Genomic DNA, 16,918 nt, shown 5'->3' with positions numbered 1-16,918 from the left:
TCATGGCCGCTGAGCGCACCGCGTTGAAGAGTCCGCCGAAGGGCGCCCCGCAGCTGGACGACGAGCGGCGAGCGCCGATCGACGCGGCGATCTCCGACCTCCAGCGCGGGGCGCGGGCGTGGAGCCACCTCACCATCGGGCAGCGGGCGAAGCTCCTCGGCCGCGTGCGGGCGACGGTCGTCGCGACAGCGGCCGAGTGGGCGGACGTGGCGTCGCTGTCGAAGGGCCTGGAGCCGGGGCATCCGCTCCGGGGCGAGGAGTGGCTGTCGGGGCCGTATGCCACCCTCGTCGCCCTCGACGCCTACGCCGAATCGCTCGGCAGGATCGAGAGGGGCGGCTCGCCGCTGGACGGGGTGCGGATGGATGCCGCACCCGGCGAGCGCGTGCGCGTCCACACGTTTCCGACCCACGCGATCGACGGGCTGCTGCTGTCGGGCTACACGACCGAGGTGTGGTTCGAACCGGGCGTGACCGAGGCGGAGGCGCGCGCCCGGGCGGGCCTGGGTCAGCTCGATGCCACCGGCACGAGCTCCGTCGGCCTCGTGCTCGGCGCGGGCAACATCACCTCGATCCCCGTGCTGGACGTGCTGTACGAACTGCTCGCGTTCAACCGCGTCGCGATCCTGAAGGTGAATCCCACGCAGGACTCACTCGTCCCGGTCTACGAACGGGCGCTGGCGCCGCTCATCGAACCCGGATTCCTGCGCATCGTGCGGGGGGCGGGCGATGTGGGCGGCTACCTCGTCTCACACCCCGAGATCGCCCACGTGCACATCACCGGCTCGGCGGCGACGTTCGACGCGATCACGTGGGGAACCGGCGCGGACGGCGCCCGGCGTCGCCGCGAGAACCGCCCGCAGCTGAAGAAGCCGATCACCGCCGAGCTCGGCGGTGTCTCGCCGATCATCATCGTTCCGGGCGAGTGGACCTCGGCCGACCTCCGGTTCCACGCCGAGCACGTCGCCACGATGCGCCTGCAGAACAGCGGTCACAACTGCATCGCCGGGCAGGTCGTCATCCTGAGCTCGGACTGGGCGCAGCGCGACGCGTTCCTCGCTGAACTCCGCGCCGCCTACGACAGGGCGCCGGCCCGCCCGGTGTGGTATCCGAACAGCGCGGCGAAGATGGATGCCGCGGCCGCCTCGTACCCCGACGCCCGGTGGAGCGTCGACCACACGCGCGCGATCGTCGAGATCGGCGCCGAGGACGAAGCATCCGATCTCGAGACGACGGAGTACTTCTCCCCCGTCCTCGGCGTCGTCACACTGCCGGGCAACGGCCAGGAGTTCCTCGACGCCGCCGTCGCGCACGCCAACGAGAGGCTCACCGGCACGCTCGGCGCGAACGTGCTGATCGATCCGGTCACCCAGGCGGCGCTGGGCGACGGGTTCGAGCGGGCGATCGCCGACCTCCGCTACGGCGACATCGCGATCAACACGTGGACGGCGTTCGCGTTCCTGACCCCGACGGCCACGTGGGGAGCCTTCCCAGGTGCATCCATCGACGACGTCGAGAGCGGGATCGGGGTCGTGCACAACGCGATGCTGCTCGAGCGGGTCGAGCGGTCCGTCGCGCGCGGACCGTTCCGCCCGTTCCCCCGGTCGGTGCCCGGGGTCGTGCGGGCGCGCGGCCGAGGCGGGGTGAGCGTGCTGCCGAAGCCGCCGTGGTTCGTCACGTCGCGCACCGGCGCCGCCGTGAGCGAGGGGTTCACCCGGTTCCGCATGGACGGCAACCTCGCGCGCCTCAGCGCGACCCTCGTCAAGGCGTACGGGGCGTGAGCACCGGAGCCTTCGGGCGCGACGGGCTCACCGCCGACTACATCGTGGTCGGCGCGGGCTCGGCCGGGGCCGCCCTCGCCGCTCGTCTCACGGAGGACCCGTCGGTCAGCGTGCTGCTCCTCGAGGCCGGCGGGCCGGACAAGGCGCTCGAGCTGCACGTGCCGGCGGCGTTCTCGAAACTCTTCCGCGGCGAGTACGACTGGGGCTACGACACCGTCCCCCAGCCCGAGCTCGAGGGCCGCACGATCTACTGGCCGCGGGGCAAGACCCTCGGCGGGTCGTCGTCGCTCAACGCGATGATGTGGGTGCGCGGGTTCGCCGCCGACTACGACGAATGGGCCCGGACCGCCGGCGAGCGCTGGTCATGGGCATCCCTCGTGCCGTATTTCCGCCGAGTCGAGCGCACCGACCACCCGACCGACGACACGCAGGGCACGAACGGAGCGCAGTCCGTCGAGACCCAGCGCGACCCCCGGCCGCACACGGCGGCGTTCCTGGAGGCCGCGCGCGAGGCCGGGTACCCCGTCACTCCCGCGAACCTTCCGGAGGGCCAGGGCTTCAGCCAGACGATGGTGTCGCAGCACCGGGGCGCTCGCGCCTCCACGGCCGATGCGTATCTGCGTCCCGCGAAGGGTCGCCCGAATCTCCGCGTGGTCACCGGGGCGCTCGTGCGGAAGGTGACGTTCTCGGGCTCGGGCTCGGGCTCCGGCTCGGGCTCCGGCTCCGGCTCGGGCTCCGGCTCCGGCTCCGGCTCGGGGACCGGGGCTCCGCGGGCGACGGGCGTGTATGTCGAGATCGACGGCGTGACCCGGCACGCGCTCGCACGGCGCGAGGTGGTCCTCGCGGGCGGAGCCGTCAACACGCCCCAGTTGCTGATGCTGAGCGGCATCGGGCCCTCCGCGCACCTGGCGGAGCACGGCATCCCCCTCGTCGTGGATGCGCCCGAAGTGGGGGCGAACCTGCAGGACCACCTGGTGGCGGGCCTCGCGCCGGAAGCGCGCGAGGGCACACTGTACGGCGCCGAGAAGGTGTCGCAGCTGGCGAACTACCTGACGCGACGGCGGGGGATGCTCACCTCCAACGTCGGCGAAGGCTGCGGGTTCGTCCGCACCGAGGTGGCGGACCGCGCGGGGATGGCGGCCGACCTGCCCGACATCGAGATCATCTTCGCGCCCGCGCCCTACGTCGGCGAGGGCCTCGTGCCCCTCCCGGGCGAAGGCCTCACGGTGGGGGCGATCCTGCTGCGGCCGCGGAGTCGGGGAACCATCCGGCTCGCTTCGGCCGACCCTGCGGAGAAGGCCGTGATCGACCCGGCCTATCTGTCCGACCCGGACGGGATCGACCAGGACACCATGCTCGCGGGCCTCGCGGCGTGCGAGCGACTGATCGACACCGAGGCGCTCCGCGCGATCACGACCGGCGGCTGGGTGCAGCCCGAGGGGGGCGAGGCGATGACCGCGCCCGAGCGCGCCGAGCTGTCGCTGCGCCGCTACTCGCATACGCTGTACCACCCGGTCGGGACGGCGCGGATGGGAGCGGATCCGGCATCCGTCGTCGATCCGGAGCTGCGCGTTCGCGGCGTCGAGGGACTGCGTGTCGCGGATGCGTCGATCATGCCGACGGTGATCCGGGGGCACACGAACGCCCCGGCGATCGTGATCGGCGAGGTCGCGGCCGACCTGCTCCGCGCCTGACCTCGCCGCGCCCGCGAGCCTGCCGTGTCGTGCCGAACCATCCCGTTGTCAACGCCTGGAACCGGCTGGCTCGGCACGACACGGCAGGTTCGGCGCGCGGAGCGGGAGGGCTACCCGGCGAAGCGGTCGGTGGCGGCGCGGAGCGCCGCGGCGATACCCGGCTCCGACGCCGAATGCGAGGCATCCGGAATCACCACCAGCTCCGCCTCGGGCCACGCACGATGCAGATCCCACGCCGTCATGATCGGCGTGCAGACGTCGTACCGTCCCTGCACGATCACGGCGGGGATGTGCCGGATCGCCCCGACGCCGGCGATGAGCTGGCCCTCTGTGAACCACCCCTCGTGCAGGAAGTAGTGGTTCTCGATGCGCGCGAACGCGGTCGCCGCCGACGCCTCGGTCATGGAGGCGACGAGTTCGGGATCGGGGAGCAGGGTCAGGGTCGATGCCTCCCAGCGGGTCCAGGCGACGGCGGCAGGCACGTGCACCGCCGGATCGGGGTCGCTCAGGCGCCGGTGGTAGGCCTCGATCATCCGCGAGCGCTCCAGCACCGGGATGGGGGCGATGAACTCCTCCCACAGATCCGGGAAGAGGGATGCCGCACCGCCCTCGTAGAACCACTCGAGCTCGTGGCGGCGCAGCGTGAAGATGCCGCGAAGCACGAGCTCCGAGACGGCGTCGGGGTGCGACTGCGCGTAGGCGAGCGCGAGGGCGCTCCCCCACGATCCGCCGAACACCTGCCACTTCTCGATCGCCAGATTACGGCGGAGCAGGTCGACGTCGGCGACGAGATGCCACGTCGTGTTGTAGCGCAGCTCGGCGTCGGGATCGCTGACGTGGGGCGTGCTGCGCCCGCAGCCGCGCTGGTCGAGGAGGACGATGCGGTACCGCTCAGGGTCGAAGAAGCGGCGGTGCCAGGGCGACGTGCCCGAACCCGGGCCGCCGTGGAGGAAGACGACCGGCTTGCCGTCGGGGTTTCCGCTCTGCTCCCAGTACATCCGGTTGCCGTCGCCGACCAGCAGCATCCCCGTCTCATACGGCTCGATGGGCGGATAGAGCGCGTCGAGGCCCGAGTTCGGACCGGGATTCACAGCTGCCGCCCCGACACCGCGAAGGTGTCGCACGCCTGCGCGCCGCCCTGGTAGCCGGCCGCGAACCAGCGTTGCCGCTGCTCGCTCGAGCCGTGCGTCCAGCTCTCGGAATTGACGCGACCGCCGGACTGCTGCTGGATGTGGTCGTCGCCCACAGCGGCCGCGGCGTTCAGGGCGTCGGCGATCTGCTGCTGTGTCGGGGCTTTCAGGAAGGGGACCCCGTTCGGATCGAGCTCGCCCGCCGCGCCCGCCACCCACGCGCCGGCGAAGCAATCGGCTTGGAGCTCGGTGCGTACGCCGTTGCTGTCGGGGCCTGTGCCGTTGTTCGGATGCTGGTCCATCACGCCGATCAGATTCTGCACGTGATGCCCGTACTCGTGGGCGAGCACGTACAGCTGCGCGAGCGGGCCGGCGGTGGCATCGTACTGCTGACGCAACAGCCCGAAGAAGGTGGGATCGACGTACACGGTCTGCTCCGGCGGGCAGTAGAACGGGCCGGTCGCGTTCGAGGCCGTCCCGCACTGCGTCGAGGTGGATCCGTCGACGATGATCAACTGGGGCTGCGTGTACCCGGTGACGTTCTTCGCCCAGAACTGATCGATGTCGAGGGATGCCGCGGCCAGCCGGCAATCGTCGCTGCGGTTGGCATCGGCTCCCGTCTGGCATTGCGCGATGCTGCTCTCGGCCGATGATCCGCCACCCGTCGCCTGGCCGAGCAACCCCGAGAGATCGGTGCCGGTGAAGTAGCTGAGCAGCAGAACCGCGATCGCACCGAGCCCCGCCACCCCGCCCCCCGCGACGGCGATGCCCGCGCCGCGCCGCTTCGCGGTGTTGCCGCCGACACTGGCGTTGTCGTTGAACGTCATGGGGTCACCGTACCGGGGGTTGCGCCCCGCGCCGACGAGCCTCGCGGAGCGCGGCCCCACCCCCGCGCTGCAGGGCGGCCACCCCGGCGCTGGCCGAGCCGCCCCCTTCGTATCGAGGGACCCCGATCCTGACGGCCCGGAGGGGGGTGGTTCGGCGCGAACGGGGTGGCTCGGCGAAGAGCGAGAGGAGCCCCGGCACGGCAATATGCTCGGTCCATGCGACACGCTCCCACGACCGGTCTCGTCGGGCGGCGGGCTGCCGCGGGCACCCTCGGAGTGCTCTGATGCTCGATCCGCTCATCGTCATCCTCGCGTGCGTCGTCGTCATCGCGCTGACCACCGCGGTGTCGCCGCGGCTGGGTGTCGCCGGTCCCCTGCTGCTGGTGGCGATCGGGGCGGCCGTGAGCCTCCTGCCGTTCGTCAGCGTGCACGTCAATCCCGAGATCATCCTCGTGGGCGTGCTGCCGCCGCTCCTGTACTCGTCCGCCGTCTCGCTCCCCGCGATCGAGTTCCGCCGCGACTTCCGTCCGATCGCGGGTCTTTCGGTGTTCCTCGTGGTGCTGAGCTCGATCGCGCTCGGTGCGTTCTTCTTCTTCATGATCCCGGGCCTGGGGCTTCCGCTGGCGATCGGGCTCGGCGCGATCCTGAGTCCGACGGATGCGGTGGCCACCACGATCGCGAAGCGCCTGGGCATCTCACCCCGCGTGATCACGCTGGTCGAGGGCGAGAGCCTCTTGAACGATGCCACCGCCCTCGTGCTGCTGCGCACCGCGACCGCCGCATTCGTTGCCGGAACAGTGTCATGGGGCCAGGCCATCGGGTCGTTCGTGTGGGGCGTACTGATCGCGATCGTGATCGGCGCGATCGTCGGCTACCTCAATCTGCGGGTGCGCGAGCGGGTGTCGAACTCGGCCGCGAACACCGCACTGAGCTTCGTCGTGCCGTTCGTGGCGTATCTGCCTACGGAGCACCTCGGCGGCTCGGGTCTGGTCGCCGCCGTGGTCGCCGGGATCGTCACAGGGCAGGGAGCGGCCCGCCGATTCACGCCCGAGCAGCGCCTGTCGGACGAGCTGAACTGGCGGACCATCGAGCTGATGCTCGAGGGAGCCGTCTTCCTGATCATGGGCCTCGAGCTCAAAGACATCGTGCTGGCGAACGTCGAAGACCACGAGGGGATCTGGCACGGGGTCAGGCTCGCGGCGATCGCGCTGGTGATCGTGCTCGTCGTGCGGGCCGCCTACGTGTCTGTGCTCCTGTGGCTGCAGCAACGGCGTGCGAAAGCGATGGACCGCGACCGACTGACCGACTTCCAGGAGCGGCTCGAAGCCGGAACCCTCCAGCCCGAGAACCGAGCGGCGCTGGCCCGCGGCCGCCGTCGGCCGCCGGACCCGGCCCGCCAGGAGCGATGGCTGGCGGTGGGGCGCAAGCGCATCTCCCGCGCCCTCGCCGACCTCGACTACTACCAGGCGTCGCCGCTGGGTTGGCGGCACGGCACGATCATCGTGTGGGCGGGCATGCGCGGCGTGGTCACGCTCGCCGCGGCCCAGACACTGCCCAGCGACTCGCCGCAGCGCGCGCTCCTGGTCTTCATCGCCTTCCTCGTGGCGGCGGGAAGCCTGCTGCTGCAGGGCCTCACCCTGCCCTGGGTCGCGCGGATGCTCGGACTGGTGGGGACGGGCCGAGGCGGCCTGTCCGCCGAGGAGCAGAAGGCGCTCGACGAGGAGCTGCGCGCAGCGGCGGCCCGGGCGCTCACCCACGAGCACATCACCCGGCGCGACGGCACCGATTTCCCCGACGGGTTCGTGCGGCGGGTGGGGGACCGCTTCACGACCCCGCCGGACGACGAGACCACCGTGACCGCCCGCGACATGATCGAGATGCGGCTCGCGATGATCGGGGCGATGCGCAAGCGACTCAACGAACTCTCCTCGGACGGGACCTTCAGCACCGCTGCGCTGCGTCACTCGCTCGCCGAGCTCGACGCCGACGAGATCAGCATCCAGCTCCGGCTCGACGACGAGGAGTGACCTCCGCCGTCGCGGCGCGTCGGCAGGGCAGGGCACAATAAGAGGGAGCGAGGAGGATCGATGGGCGAGGCGACGGAAATGACGGATGCCGCCCTCCGGCGTTCGCGAGCGATCGACTCGGCCGACACGAGCCCGATCCATCTCCCCCACGATGCCGCTGACTGCCCGAAGTGCTTCACGGAACTCCAGCGCGACCGAGACTGGTGGGTCGCCCGCCCGGCCGGGTCGCGGCTCGTGGGTTTGGTCGTGGCCCGCGACGACATGCCGTCGATCAAGGCCCAGCGCGATGAGCTGACACGGTTCGGCGTGCCGATCGAGGGGTTCCGGCATCCCGCTCCCGAGACGCTCGAGTCGTGGGAGGAGCGCCTCACCCGCCTCATCAGCACCCTCCGAAACGGCGATGTGCTGGTGGTGACGAGCGTCCACGCGCTCGGCCGCGACATCGACGAAGAGACCCGCACGGTCGCCGAGCTGCACCGCAACGGCGTGGTCGTCAAGGTGCTCGGTCACGGCGGCCGGCACCTGTTCGACGCCGGCCGCTGACCGCGCGGGAACCGCGCGTGGCGTAGCCTTCACAGAAGGGCGGGCCTTCGAAAGAGGGCGGATGCTGCATCCACCCTCAGAGCGGAGCTCCGATGTCACCGACCGCACCCCCGCTCCTGCGCCTCGGCGTGATGGCGACCTCCCGCAAGCCCGACGAGAAGCGTCTGCCGATCCACCCGGCGCACTTCGACCGCATCGACGAGGACCTGCGCGCCGCGATGATGCTCGAGACCGGCTACGGGGCCAGGTTCGGTGTTCCCGACGCGCAGCTGGCTCCGCTCGTGGGCGCGATCGCCTCGCGGGCGCAGATCATCGCCGAGGCCGACATCATCACGCTCCCCAAGCCGCTCGCCTCCGACCTCGCCGACCTGCGCGATGGTCAGGTGCTGTGGGGATGGCCGCACTGCGTGCAGGACCGCGAGCTGACGCAGCACGCGGTCGACAAGGGCCTCACCCTCATCGCATGGGAGGCGATGAACCACTGGAAGAGCGACGGCGGGTTCGGGCTGCACGTCTTCCACAAGAACAACGAGATCGCCGGCTACTGCTCGGTGCTGCACGCCCTCCAGCTCTGCGGCTCGACCGGAGACTACGGCCGGCGTCTGAACGCGGTCGTGATCGGGTTCGGAGCGACCGCGCGCGGAGCCGTCACACTGCTGAATGCCCACGGCATCCACGACGTGCGCGTGCTGACGAACCGCGATGTGGCGGCGGTGGGTTCTCCGATCCCGTCGATCGACATCATCCAGTTCGAGCACAATCCGGATGCGCCGTTCGACAGCACGGTCAACACCGAAGACGGACAGGTGCCGCTCGCGCCGTTCCTGGCGAGCCACGACATCGTGGTGAACTGCACGCTGCAAGACCCGAACGCGCCCCTGACGTACCTGCGCACGGAAGACCTCGCGGCCTTCCGGCCGGGCAGCCTCATCGTCGACGTGTCGATCGACGAGGGCATGGGATTCGAGTGGGCGCGCCCGACGACGTTCGCCGAGCCCATGATCACCGTCGGCGAGTCGACCAACTACTACGCGGTCGACCACAGCCCCTCGGTGCTGTGGAACTCGGCCACATGGGAGATCAGCGACGCGCTCATGCCGTTCCTGCGGACGGTGATGGAGGGTCCCGCGGCGTGGGCCGAATCCGACACGATCACGCGAGCGATCGAGATCGCGGAAGGCCGGATCCGCAATGAGGCGATCCTGGAATTCCAGCGGCGGTCGCCCGTCTACCCTTACCTGCCGCTCGGCTGAACCCGCCGGGCTGAGTCCGGGTCAGTAGGAGCGGTTCGGGTCGTAGTCATCCAGGCCGAAGCACGGCGAGAACGAGCTGATGTCGAGGAGGGTGTTGCCCTCGAGGTTCATCACCGCGAGGTGCAGCCCGTCGTCGCGCAGCATGTCGAGGTGGTAGACGCCGTCCTTCTCGCCCCGCTCGACCCACGTGACCTTCCACCCGTCCTTCGCCGACCACGCATCGCCGATCGCGCCGATCACGGCGCCGCTGTCGGTGGAGGGGTCGATCTGCAGCTGGGCGCCGCCCGGCCAGTAGTACGTGTCCGGCCCGTCGCACGCGAACAGCGTCCGCGAGGTCTCGGTGCGCGGCAGCGTCTCGGTGACGACGCCCGAAGGGATGAGGGCGATCACTTCGTCCTCGGCGGCACGGACGTCGGCCTTGGCGTCTTCGAGGGTGAGGGTCACGGGTGCCTCCTGGGGTGTCGTGGCGCAGGCGCTGAGGGGAGCGGCGAGCAGGAGCACGAGCGCCATCGCCCATCGCCGGGTCATCGGTGCAGGTCCTTGTACATGTCGTTCAGCGCATTCTGGTTGGTGGTCGGTCCCTCGGCGATGTGCGTGTGGTTCTGTCCCTCATTCTGGAACGTCACACCGAGGATCTCGAATGTGTCGGGGGCATAGACGTGCTGCGAGAACACGTCGTTCTCGATCGGCATGTTCTTCACGGGCGTGAGGTAGTTCAGTGCGTCGACGCCGTACTGGTAGTGCTGGTAGTCGGTGCCGGGGTTCGCCTGCCAGCCCGGCGCGAGCCACGAGCCCGCCAGCGAGAGGACGTGGTCGTAGTGCGCGCCCGCGACCTCCGACGCCGACACGTAGCTGATGCCCGCGCTGTGCCCGGCCGCCGAGAACGAGACGTCCCCGCCGAGCGCCGGGTCCGACTGCACAGCCGTCGTGAACTCGGCGAGGCCCTGGCCCGCGTTCAGCACGTAGCCTTCGTTCGCGGTGCCGTGCTCGCCGAAGAACGTCCAGTCGGCCCAGGGTCCGTCCTTGTAGACGAACGACACGGTGCCCCCGCTCTTGTCGCGGTCGGTGAGGTAGGTCGCGACAGTCTGGGCGCCGCCGCCGTAGAAGCTGTCCATGTTCGTGCCGGTGCCGGGCACATACGTGAGCACATCGGTGGTCTGGGGGCCGAACGTGCCGATCATCTCGACCAGGCGCTCACCGGCCGGGTCGTACAGCGCAAGGTTGCGGTCGCCGCGCACGACGGCCTCGAGGTACGCCCGCTCCGCGTCCGAGAGTCCGGACTGGCTGAGTCGATCCTCGGCGGTGAGCCGGTTGGCCTCGACGCGGTCCTCGATGGGGATCCCGTCGAGGTTGCCGTAGCGGAGCGGATAGCTCGTCAAGAGGTCCTGCCGCTGCTGGTCGCTGAGCCCCGTCCACCAGTCGCGTACGTCATCGGGTGAATCGGATGCCGGTGACCCGGCGGGTGCGCTCGCGCCGGGCGCGCCCGGGCTCGACGTCGACCCTCCGGCCGCCGCGCTCGTCGTCTCCTGGGCATCGGCGTTGCGGCGGAGGACCGCCGCCGCTTCGCGGAGGCGGTCGGCCGCCGCGTTCAGCCGCGGTGCATGCGACGAGTTCCATGCGGAGCGGAAGGATGCGGCATCCTGTCCCGTCCACGGGGTCCGGGCGAGCTGCGCGGTCAGCTCGGTGCGCGTGCTGCCCAGGCGGTCGGCGGAGCGATCGAGCTCGGCCGCCGTCGCGCGCAGCTCCGCGACATCCGCTCCGTAGACACTCACCGTTCGTCCCTTCCCCCGACTCGTCCTGTCCTGCCCGCTCTCATACCGCGAGACCGCAACGGGAGGGCCAGACAGCGGTTATCACCCGCCGTCTCGGCGCTCGGTTGCGGTCTCGCGGGTTTGCGAGCGCCTAGAGCGACGAGGACGTGCTCTCCTGCGCCGACGCGTTCGACGACGCCTTCTGCGAGGCATCCTGCAGCGCGGCGATGACATTCTTCAGCGAAGCGGTGTGCTGGCCCGACCAGTCGCTGCGGAACTGCTCGGCGTCGGGGCCGGTCCACTGCGTCGACGCGAGCGCCGAGGTGAGCTGCGAAAGGATGCCCTGGATGTCGCTCGCCTTGCTGTTCAGCTGCGACGAGAGCTGACGGACCTGCTGGACATCGAGACCCCATACGGCCATTGTTTTCTCCTTCGTTGGACGGCTCTTCCGGCCGGCGCTGTTGTGATGACGTGACCCGGATCTCCGGGAAGTCCCCGTGAGAGGCCTGCCTCTCGTGTACCTCGACGCTAACGCGACAGGCGACGCACCGTCGATGGGGACAAATCCCCACCCCCTCTCCCTCTCCCGCCCCCCTCACCTCCCCCGAGCCTGCCGTGTCGTGTCGAACCGGCCGGTTGCTGCCCGACACGACCGGCGGGGTCGACACGACACGGCAGGCTCGGCGGGGGGTGGGGGGGCGGGGGGGGTCAGGGGGTGGATACCTGGAGGCGGGCGACACGGCCCTGGTGGATCACGAACCCGCGCCCGGGTGGGAAGTCCGACCGCCGCACGCGACCCAGGGAGGTGCCGAACAGCGCCTCGCCGTCGATGTCGCTCGGCGCCAGCACGAGCCCGCGACGTGCGGCCTTGAACGGCTGGGCGAGCATCCACGCCTGCCCCCAGGTCGAGGACTCCGCCTCCCCGACCACGAAGCCGTCGGCGCGCACCGCGACGCGGATGAGGCGGTCGAGGGATGCTTCGGCCTCCGTCCCGGTGAACTCGGTGACGTGCTCGATCAGGATCGCCGGGCGCATGAGCATCCCGCCCTCGATCGCGGTGGCGACGCTCTCCGCGAGCGCCGCCACGGTCGCCGGGTCGTCGGCGGCGAAGCGCGACTCGGACGCGAGCCCGAGAGTCGTCCGGCGCGGCGCCAGGTGCACGACCGGCTGCTGCGGGGAAGCACGGCGCACGGCGCGGCCGATCGTCGCGAGAGCGGTCGTCCGCCCGCTGCCGGGGGGCCCGGCGAGCAGGAACGCGCCCTTCGGGTCGATGCCCAGCGGCCCGAGGTCGAGGTCAGCCAGGCCGATGACCGGCTCGCCCCCCGCGGTGCGGACGGGCAGGTCGGCGAGCGGCACGGACTCGGGAAGCCGGCCCACCGCGGGCGCCTGCGGGATGCCGTTGCGGCGCATCGATTCGCCGAGGCGCTCCAGCTCGCGCGACTGCACCGCCATGTTCGCGCTGCCCCCGAGCACGGCGAACTGCAGCTCGTCGCCGTCGATCATCCCTCGCCCAGGAGGGGATGCCGCATCCAGCACGTCTCTCGGCGCGCCCAGCAGCAGGTAGTCGTCGTCGGTGGCGAGGCGCAGCACGAACCGCTTCTGCACGGTCGAGGCGATCGAGGTCGGCAGGGAGTTGGGCCGATCCCCCGACATCACGAAGTGCACCCCGACCTGCCGGCCGTCCACTGCGAGCTGCGAGAAGATCGTGAACCACCCGGCGCTGCCCGCGGCGAACTCGTAGGCCTCGCGGAACGCGCCGAGCCCGTCGATCAGCACGAGGATCCGGGGTTCGCCGGGGCGATTCGCCTGCCGCCGGTACTCGGCGATCGTGCCCGCCCGCACTTCGCCGTAGCGCACCGAGCGCTCGTCGACGATGTCGCGCAGCATCCGGAGCAGGCGCGTCACGCGCTCCTGATCGTCGCCGGCGATGATCGCACCCACGTGCGGGAGGGTCTCGAGCATCCGAAGGCCTCCGGCGCCGAAGTCGAGGCCGTAGACCTGCACCGGACCGCCGCGCGGAGTGATCGCCGCCGAGACGGCGATCGAGCGCAGGGCCGTGCTCTTGCCCGAGCCGCCGGTGCCGAACAGAGCGATGTTGCCGTCGCGATCCGGCTCGTAGAACGCGGTCGGCTGCGACTGGGTGGTGGGGTCGTCCAGCACGCCGAGCAGCAGCCGTTCATCGGTACGAGGGCTGGGCAGCCTGGCGAGGTCGTACGTGACGGCCAGCTCGTCGAGCCACGGGCGGCGGGGGGCCGGGATCGAGAGTTCGGATGCGGCGGACCGCACCGAGCGGACGATGCGCGCGATGTCGGTGGGGCCGGGGTCGGCGACCTCGACGATCGCTTCGTCGGGCAGCTCCCACGTGGCCCGGGCGCCGAAATCGAGCTCGTGGATGTCGATCTGCGGACGCGGCTTCTCACCGCTCGACCAGCCGCCGACGTAGCCGGTCTGGAACGGGACGATCCGCCCCGGGCCGGTCTTGGCGGCTCCGCGGCCGGGGATCGACGGGTCGAAGTGGGCGGCCATCTGGTCGCCGAGGATGTCGCTGGAATCCTCGGCGTCGGCCATGCGGAGGGCGACGCGGAGGTTCGTGTTGGCGCGCAGGTTGTCTTTGATCACGCCGGCGGGGCGCTGCGTCGCGAGGATGAGGTGCAGCCCGAGCGAGCGGCCGCGCTGCGCGACGTCGACCACTCCGTCCACGAACTCGGGCACCTCCTGCACGAGCGCGGCGAACTCGTCGACCACGATGATGAGGCTCGGCGGCGTCTCGGGATCGCCCGTGCGCTCGAGCGAGACGAGGTCTTTCGCCTTCTTGCGGTTGAGCAGATGCTCGCGGTAGCGCAGCTCGGCGCGGAGCGACGTGAGCGCACGGCGCACGAGGTGCGGCGAGAGGTCGGTGACGAGGCCGACGGTGTGCGGCAGGTCGACGCAGTCCGCGAACGCCGAGCCGCCCTTGTAGTCGACGAACAGGAACGTCACCCGGTCGGGGCTGTGCGCCGAGGCCATTCCCAGCACCCACGACTGCAGGAACTCGGACTTGCCCGCGCCGGTCGTGCCGCCCACGAGCGCGTGCGGCCCCTGCGCGCGCAGATCGAGGTGGAACGAGCCTGAGCCGGCATACCCGACGAGGGCGCGGAGGTTGCCCTCCCGCGCGCGCCGCCGCGGGGCGCGTCCGTCGCGAGGTGTGATCGAGTCGTTCTCGTGCCAGCGGTCGACGATGACCCCCGGGTCGGCGCCGAGGTCGGTGCCCGAGAGGTCGACATAGGAGACGCTGCGGGGAAGGTCGGACTCATCTTCGACGGGGGCTCCGGCATCCACCGTCGGCGACAGCACGCGTGCCCAGGCGGTCGCCGAGCCCTCGTCGAGAAGCTCGACGCGCACGGGCGTGGTGACGAGCCCGCGGCGGACGATGCCTGCGGCCGTGCCCTCGGCGACGCCGTCGACGAGCAGGAACGTGCGGCACGCGGCGGGGATCGCGCCCTGCGACGGGGCCACCCAGACCAGATGCACACTCACGTCGGGCCCGCGCTCGGCGAGGCGCGTGAGCCGTGCCCGATCGACGGTGGCGTCGTCTTCGACGAGCACGATCACGACGGGCGTGCGCGCGGGCGCGGGGGCGGCCTCGGCGTTCGTCTCGATCGGTCCGCGGGGGCCGCCGTCCGTGACGTTGCCCTCGCGCTCGGCCTGGCGCGACTCGACGAGGCCCTCCAGCCGTGAGAGCAGCGCGGCGCCCGTGCCGGGGTTGGCCGCGAGGTGCGAGCCTTCCAGCGGCGTGTGCGGCGAGCTCGCGTGCGGCAGCCACTCGAGCCACGACCATGCGGGCCGCGATGCGGGCGAGGTGAACGCGGCGACCACGAGCTCGGCGGGCGAATGCGTGGTCACGAGCTGCATCAGCATGGCGCGGGCCGCGGCATCCGCCTGCCCTCTCGCCCCCGCGATCCCGACGCTGCCGGCTTCACGGAGGTCGGCGATCACGGGCACGTCGTCGATGCCCGCGAAGCGGTCGCGCAGGTCGAAGAGGCGGTCGGAGTATTCGGGCAGCGTCTCGTCGGTGCCGTTCAGCTCGATCTCGGCGCGCGAAGGCAGACGGCCGGTGCCCAGTCGCGCGGTGAGGAAGAACGGATGCTCGGGCCGATGCGTCCACGTCAGGTCGCCCCACGACGACAGCGACGCGAGAGCGTCGGCCAGGGCGGGCACCTCGGCCGATCGCGCGGCGCGCTCGGCCTCGTGCTCGCGGACCATTCGCGCGTCGAAGTTCTGCATGTTGGCGTCGAACTGCTGGACGGCCTTCTTGTGCTCGGCCTTCGCGGTCAGGCGATTGTCGATGTAGGCGCCGATCATGATGAGCGGGCTCAGGCCGATGAAGATCACCGCGAGGATCTGCTGCGTGAACGCGAACAGCACCGCGCCCATGATGAGCGGGGCGATGAGGGCCACGATCGGCAGCCGGTTCAGCGCCGGTTGCTTCGGAGCCTTCGGAGCGACGAACTTCTGGCGCGGGTACCGCGGCACGACGCGGGGCGAACGCACCACGTCGACGGTGGAGCTCGCGACATGCGCGGTGCCGGGGCGGCTGAGCGGCACGATCGAGACCTCGGTGCCGCCGAGCAGGACGACGTCGGCGGGGCCGAGGGCAGACCGGGCGATCTGCTCGCCGCCCATCATGAGGCCGTTCGCGGAGTTGAGGTCGATGATCTCGACCCCCGCGTCGACGTTGATGCGAGCGTGACGTTTGGAGACGAGGGGGTCATCGAGCACGACGTCGACGCCGGGGTCGCGGCCGACGACGTTCGATCCGGACCGGAGCGGACGCTGGGTGCCGCTGTGCGGACCGCTCAGGATGCGCAGCACCGCGGCGGGTGCGTCATCGCCTGCGTCGTCCGGGGCGGCGCTGAGCTGCAGCGTCGTCCCGGAACGGATGCCGGATTCGCCCACCGCGCGCGCGGGGTCGAGCACGCGAGGGCCGCCGCTCTCGTGGGCGACGATCGTGAGGCGATCGGGCTCGACGGGGTCGCCCACCCTGTCGGCCGACGGATCCGAGACGGCGAGCGTGCGGGCGATGTCGCCGACGGTCGACGTGCCGTCTGCGGTGACCTCGAGATCGATGGGTCCGGCCGGGCGCTGCAGGGTGAACTTGAGCTTCACGCGTTGTCCTCCGCGGCGCTCTCGCCGTCGTTCGGATCGTCGGGTTGATCGTCGAGCATCGACAGATCGTCGCGCGTCACGAGCCGCGCCGCGACGGCGTGCTCGACGAGCCGCACGCGCCGGTTGGTCGCATACGACCGTGCTCCGCCGCGCATGCCGGGCACGCCGATGCGGTCGAGCTTGTCGCAGACATTGTCGAGCTTCCTGTTGAAACGCGTGAGCGTCCAGCCAAGGCGGGCAGCCGCCTGGGCGGAGGTCGGCAGGTCGCTCATACCCGCGCCCTCGCGGCGCAGCACGGGTTCGGCGAGCGCGAGGATCATGAGGCGCTGGCTGACCGTGAGCGGCACGTCGCCGATCGTGCTGAGCCCGTCGGCGTCGTCGAAGCGCGGCGTCTCGTGGAACGTGGGCTGATCGGCGTGCACCGTCAGCTCGTACGTCGTCGGGCCGGCGCTGAAGATCACCGTCGTGGTCTCGAAGACGATCGGCAGGCGCGCGCCCGGTGCCAGCCACGCCTGCACGCGGCTGCCCGAATCGGTGACCGTCGCGGCGAGCCGGCTGCCGACGTTCGAGAGCAGCCACAGCCCCTCGACGTGCTCGAAGGTCAGGAAGTGGCGGTGGAGGAAGAGGTTGTCGTCGATCGACAGATCGCCCTCGCGACCGACGGTGAAGGAAGACCCCGGCGCAACGGCGAACTCTTCGCCGGCGAACTCGACGACGATGCCCTGGGAGCGCATGCCTCCGGAACGCATGCCATCGGAGCGGATGCTGTC

The 16,918-nt window shown here is 71.1% G+C and carries 12 protein-coding genes; 5 read left to right on the top strand and 7 right to left on the bottom strand.

The genetic code is table 11. The features are described from left to right. Positions 1-2 precede the first annotated feature (2 nt). Together F6B43_RS15095 and F6B43_RS15090 are read left to right on the top strand one after the other, a co-directional pair. Positions 3-1,778, top strand: coding sequence for an aldehyde dehydrogenase family protein (locus F6B43_RS15095; RefSeq protein WP_150449811.1), 1,776 nt, complete (start codon positions 3-5; stop codon positions 1,776-1,778). Then, positions 1,775-3,472, top strand: a complete 1,698-nt coding sequence (locus F6B43_RS15090; protein ID WP_150449809.1) for a GMC family oxidoreductase — start codon at positions 1,775-1,777, stop codon at positions 3,470-3,472. Before F6B43_RS15095 ends, F6B43_RS15090 begins: the two co-directional genes overlap by 4 nt. 110 nt (positions 3,473-3,582) lie before the next feature. Here the strand turns inward: F6B43_RS15090 and pip are convergent, their stop codons facing one another. Both pip and ypfJ read right to left on the bottom strand, forming a co-directional pair. Further along, complete coding sequence (pip, locus tag F6B43_RS15085) at positions 3,583-4,563, bottom strand: prolyl aminopeptidase (protein WP_281349562.1); 981 nt, start codon at positions 4,561-4,563, stop codon at positions 3,583-3,585. Continuing rightward, positions 4,560-5,429: a KPN_02809 family neutral zinc metallopeptidase gene (gene ypfJ / locus F6B43_RS15080; RefSeq protein ID WP_150449806.1), complete on the bottom strand. Its 870-nt coding sequence runs from the start codon at positions 5,427-5,429 to the stop codon at positions 4,560-4,562. The genes pip and ypfJ overlap by 4 nt, the downstream gene beginning before the upstream one ends. A gap of 284 nt (positions 5,430-5,713) precedes the next feature. On the opposite strand from ypfJ, the gene F6B43_RS15075 reads away from it, so the two are divergent. The 3 genes from F6B43_RS15075 (at position 5,714) to F6B43_RS15065 (ending at position 9,252) form a co-directional block, all read left to right on the top strand. Beyond that, a complete protein-coding gene (locus F6B43_RS15075; protein WP_150449805.1) occupies positions 5,714-7,456 on the top strand; it encodes a cation:proton antiporter in 1,743 nt (580 codons plus the stop codon). A gap of 60 nt (positions 7,457-7,516) precedes the next feature. Then, complete coding sequence (locus F6B43_RS15070; RefSeq protein WP_150449804.1) at positions 7,517-7,999, top strand: recombinase family protein; 483 nt, start codon at positions 7,517-7,519, stop codon at positions 7,997-7,999. A gap of 92 nt (positions 8,000-8,091) precedes the next feature. Next, positions 8,092-9,252: a N(5)-(carboxyethyl)ornithine synthase gene (locus tag F6B43_RS15065; protein WP_150449803.1), complete on the top strand. Its 1,161-nt coding sequence runs from the start codon at positions 8,092-8,094 to the stop codon at positions 9,250-9,252. A gap of 21 nt (positions 9,253-9,273) precedes the next feature. Here the strand turns inward: F6B43_RS15065 and F6B43_RS15060 are convergent, their stop codons facing one another. The 5 genes from F6B43_RS15060 to F6B43_RS15040 all read right to left on the bottom strand — a co-directional run bounded on the left by F6B43_RS15060 (position 9,274) and on the right by F6B43_RS15040 (position 16,882). Next, on the bottom strand, positions 9,274-9,780 hold the full coding sequence (locus tag F6B43_RS15060) for a hypothetical protein (RefSeq protein ID WP_150449802.1): 507 nt from the start codon (positions 9,778-9,780) through the stop codon (positions 9,274-9,276). Further along, entirely contained in the window at positions 9,777-11,024 is a 1,248-nt protein-coding gene (locus tag F6B43_RS15055; protein ID WP_150449801.1) for a WXG100 family type VII secretion target, read from the bottom strand. The genes F6B43_RS15060 and F6B43_RS15055 overlap by 4 nt, the downstream gene beginning before the upstream one ends. Before the next feature lie 130 nt (positions 11,025-11,154). Then, the gene (locus F6B43_RS15050; RefSeq protein WP_150449800.1) at positions 11,155-11,424 is read right to left on the bottom strand and encodes a WXG100 family type VII secretion target; all 270 of its coding nucleotides are present in this window, start codon (positions 11,422-11,424) and stop codon (positions 11,155-11,157) included. A gap of 287 nt (positions 11,425-11,711) precedes the next feature. Then, positions 11,712-16,148, bottom strand: coding sequence for a type VII secretion EssC family protein (locus F6B43_RS15045; protein WP_150449799.1), 4,437 nt, complete (start codon positions 16,146-16,148; stop codon positions 11,712-11,714). Next, positions 16,145-16,882 carry an FHA domain-containing protein gene (locus F6B43_RS15040; RefSeq protein WP_150449972.1) on the bottom strand — a complete coding sequence of 246 codons (738 nt, stop codon included), beginning with the start codon at positions 16,880-16,882 and terminating at the stop codon, positions 16,145-16,147. The genes F6B43_RS15045 and F6B43_RS15040 overlap by 4 nt, the downstream gene beginning before the upstream one ends. Positions 16,883-16,918 lie beyond the last annotated feature (36 nt).

The sequence above is a fragment of the Microbacterium rhizomatis genome (assembly GCF_008710745.1).
In the GTDB taxonomy this organism is placed as follows: Bacteria; Actinomycetota; Actinomycetes; order Actinomycetales; family Microbacteriaceae; genus Microbacterium; species Microbacterium rhizomatis.
Note: the sequence above shows the minus strand (reverse complement) of the source record. Positions and strands in the feature narration are given on the sequence as shown.

Coding starts and splice junctions, on each gene's coding strand:
- F6B43_RS15075 (WP_150449805.1), top strand. CDS start 5,714: ATGCTCGATCCGCTCATCGTCATCCTCGCGTGCGTCGTCGTCATCGCG.
- F6B43_RS15070 (WP_150449804.1), top strand. CDS start 7,517: ATGGGCGAGGCGACGGAAATGACGGATGCCGCCCTCCGGCGTTCGCGA.
- F6B43_RS15065 (WP_150449803.1), top strand. CDS start 8,092: ATGTCACCGACCGCACCCCCGCTCCTGCGCCTCGGCGTGATGGCGACC.
- ypfJ (WP_150449806.1), bottom strand. CDS start 5,429: ATGACGTTCAACGACAACGCCAGTGTCGGCGGCAACACCGCGAAGCGG.
- F6B43_RS15040 (WP_150449972.1), bottom strand. CDS start 16,882: ATGCGCTCCCAGGGCATCGTCGTCGAGTTCGCCGGCGAAGAGTTCGCC.
- F6B43_RS15050 (WP_150449800.1), bottom strand. CDS start 11,424: ATGGCCGTATGGGGTCTCGATGTCCAGCAGGTCCGTCAGCTCTCGTCG.
- F6B43_RS15060 (WP_150449802.1), bottom strand. CDS start 9,780: ATGACCCGGCGATGGGCGATGGCGCTCGTGCTCCTGCTCGCCGCTCCC.
- F6B43_RS15095 (WP_150449811.1), top strand. CDS start 3: ATGGCCGCTGAGCGCACCGCGTTGAAGAGTCCGCCGAAGGGCGCCCCG.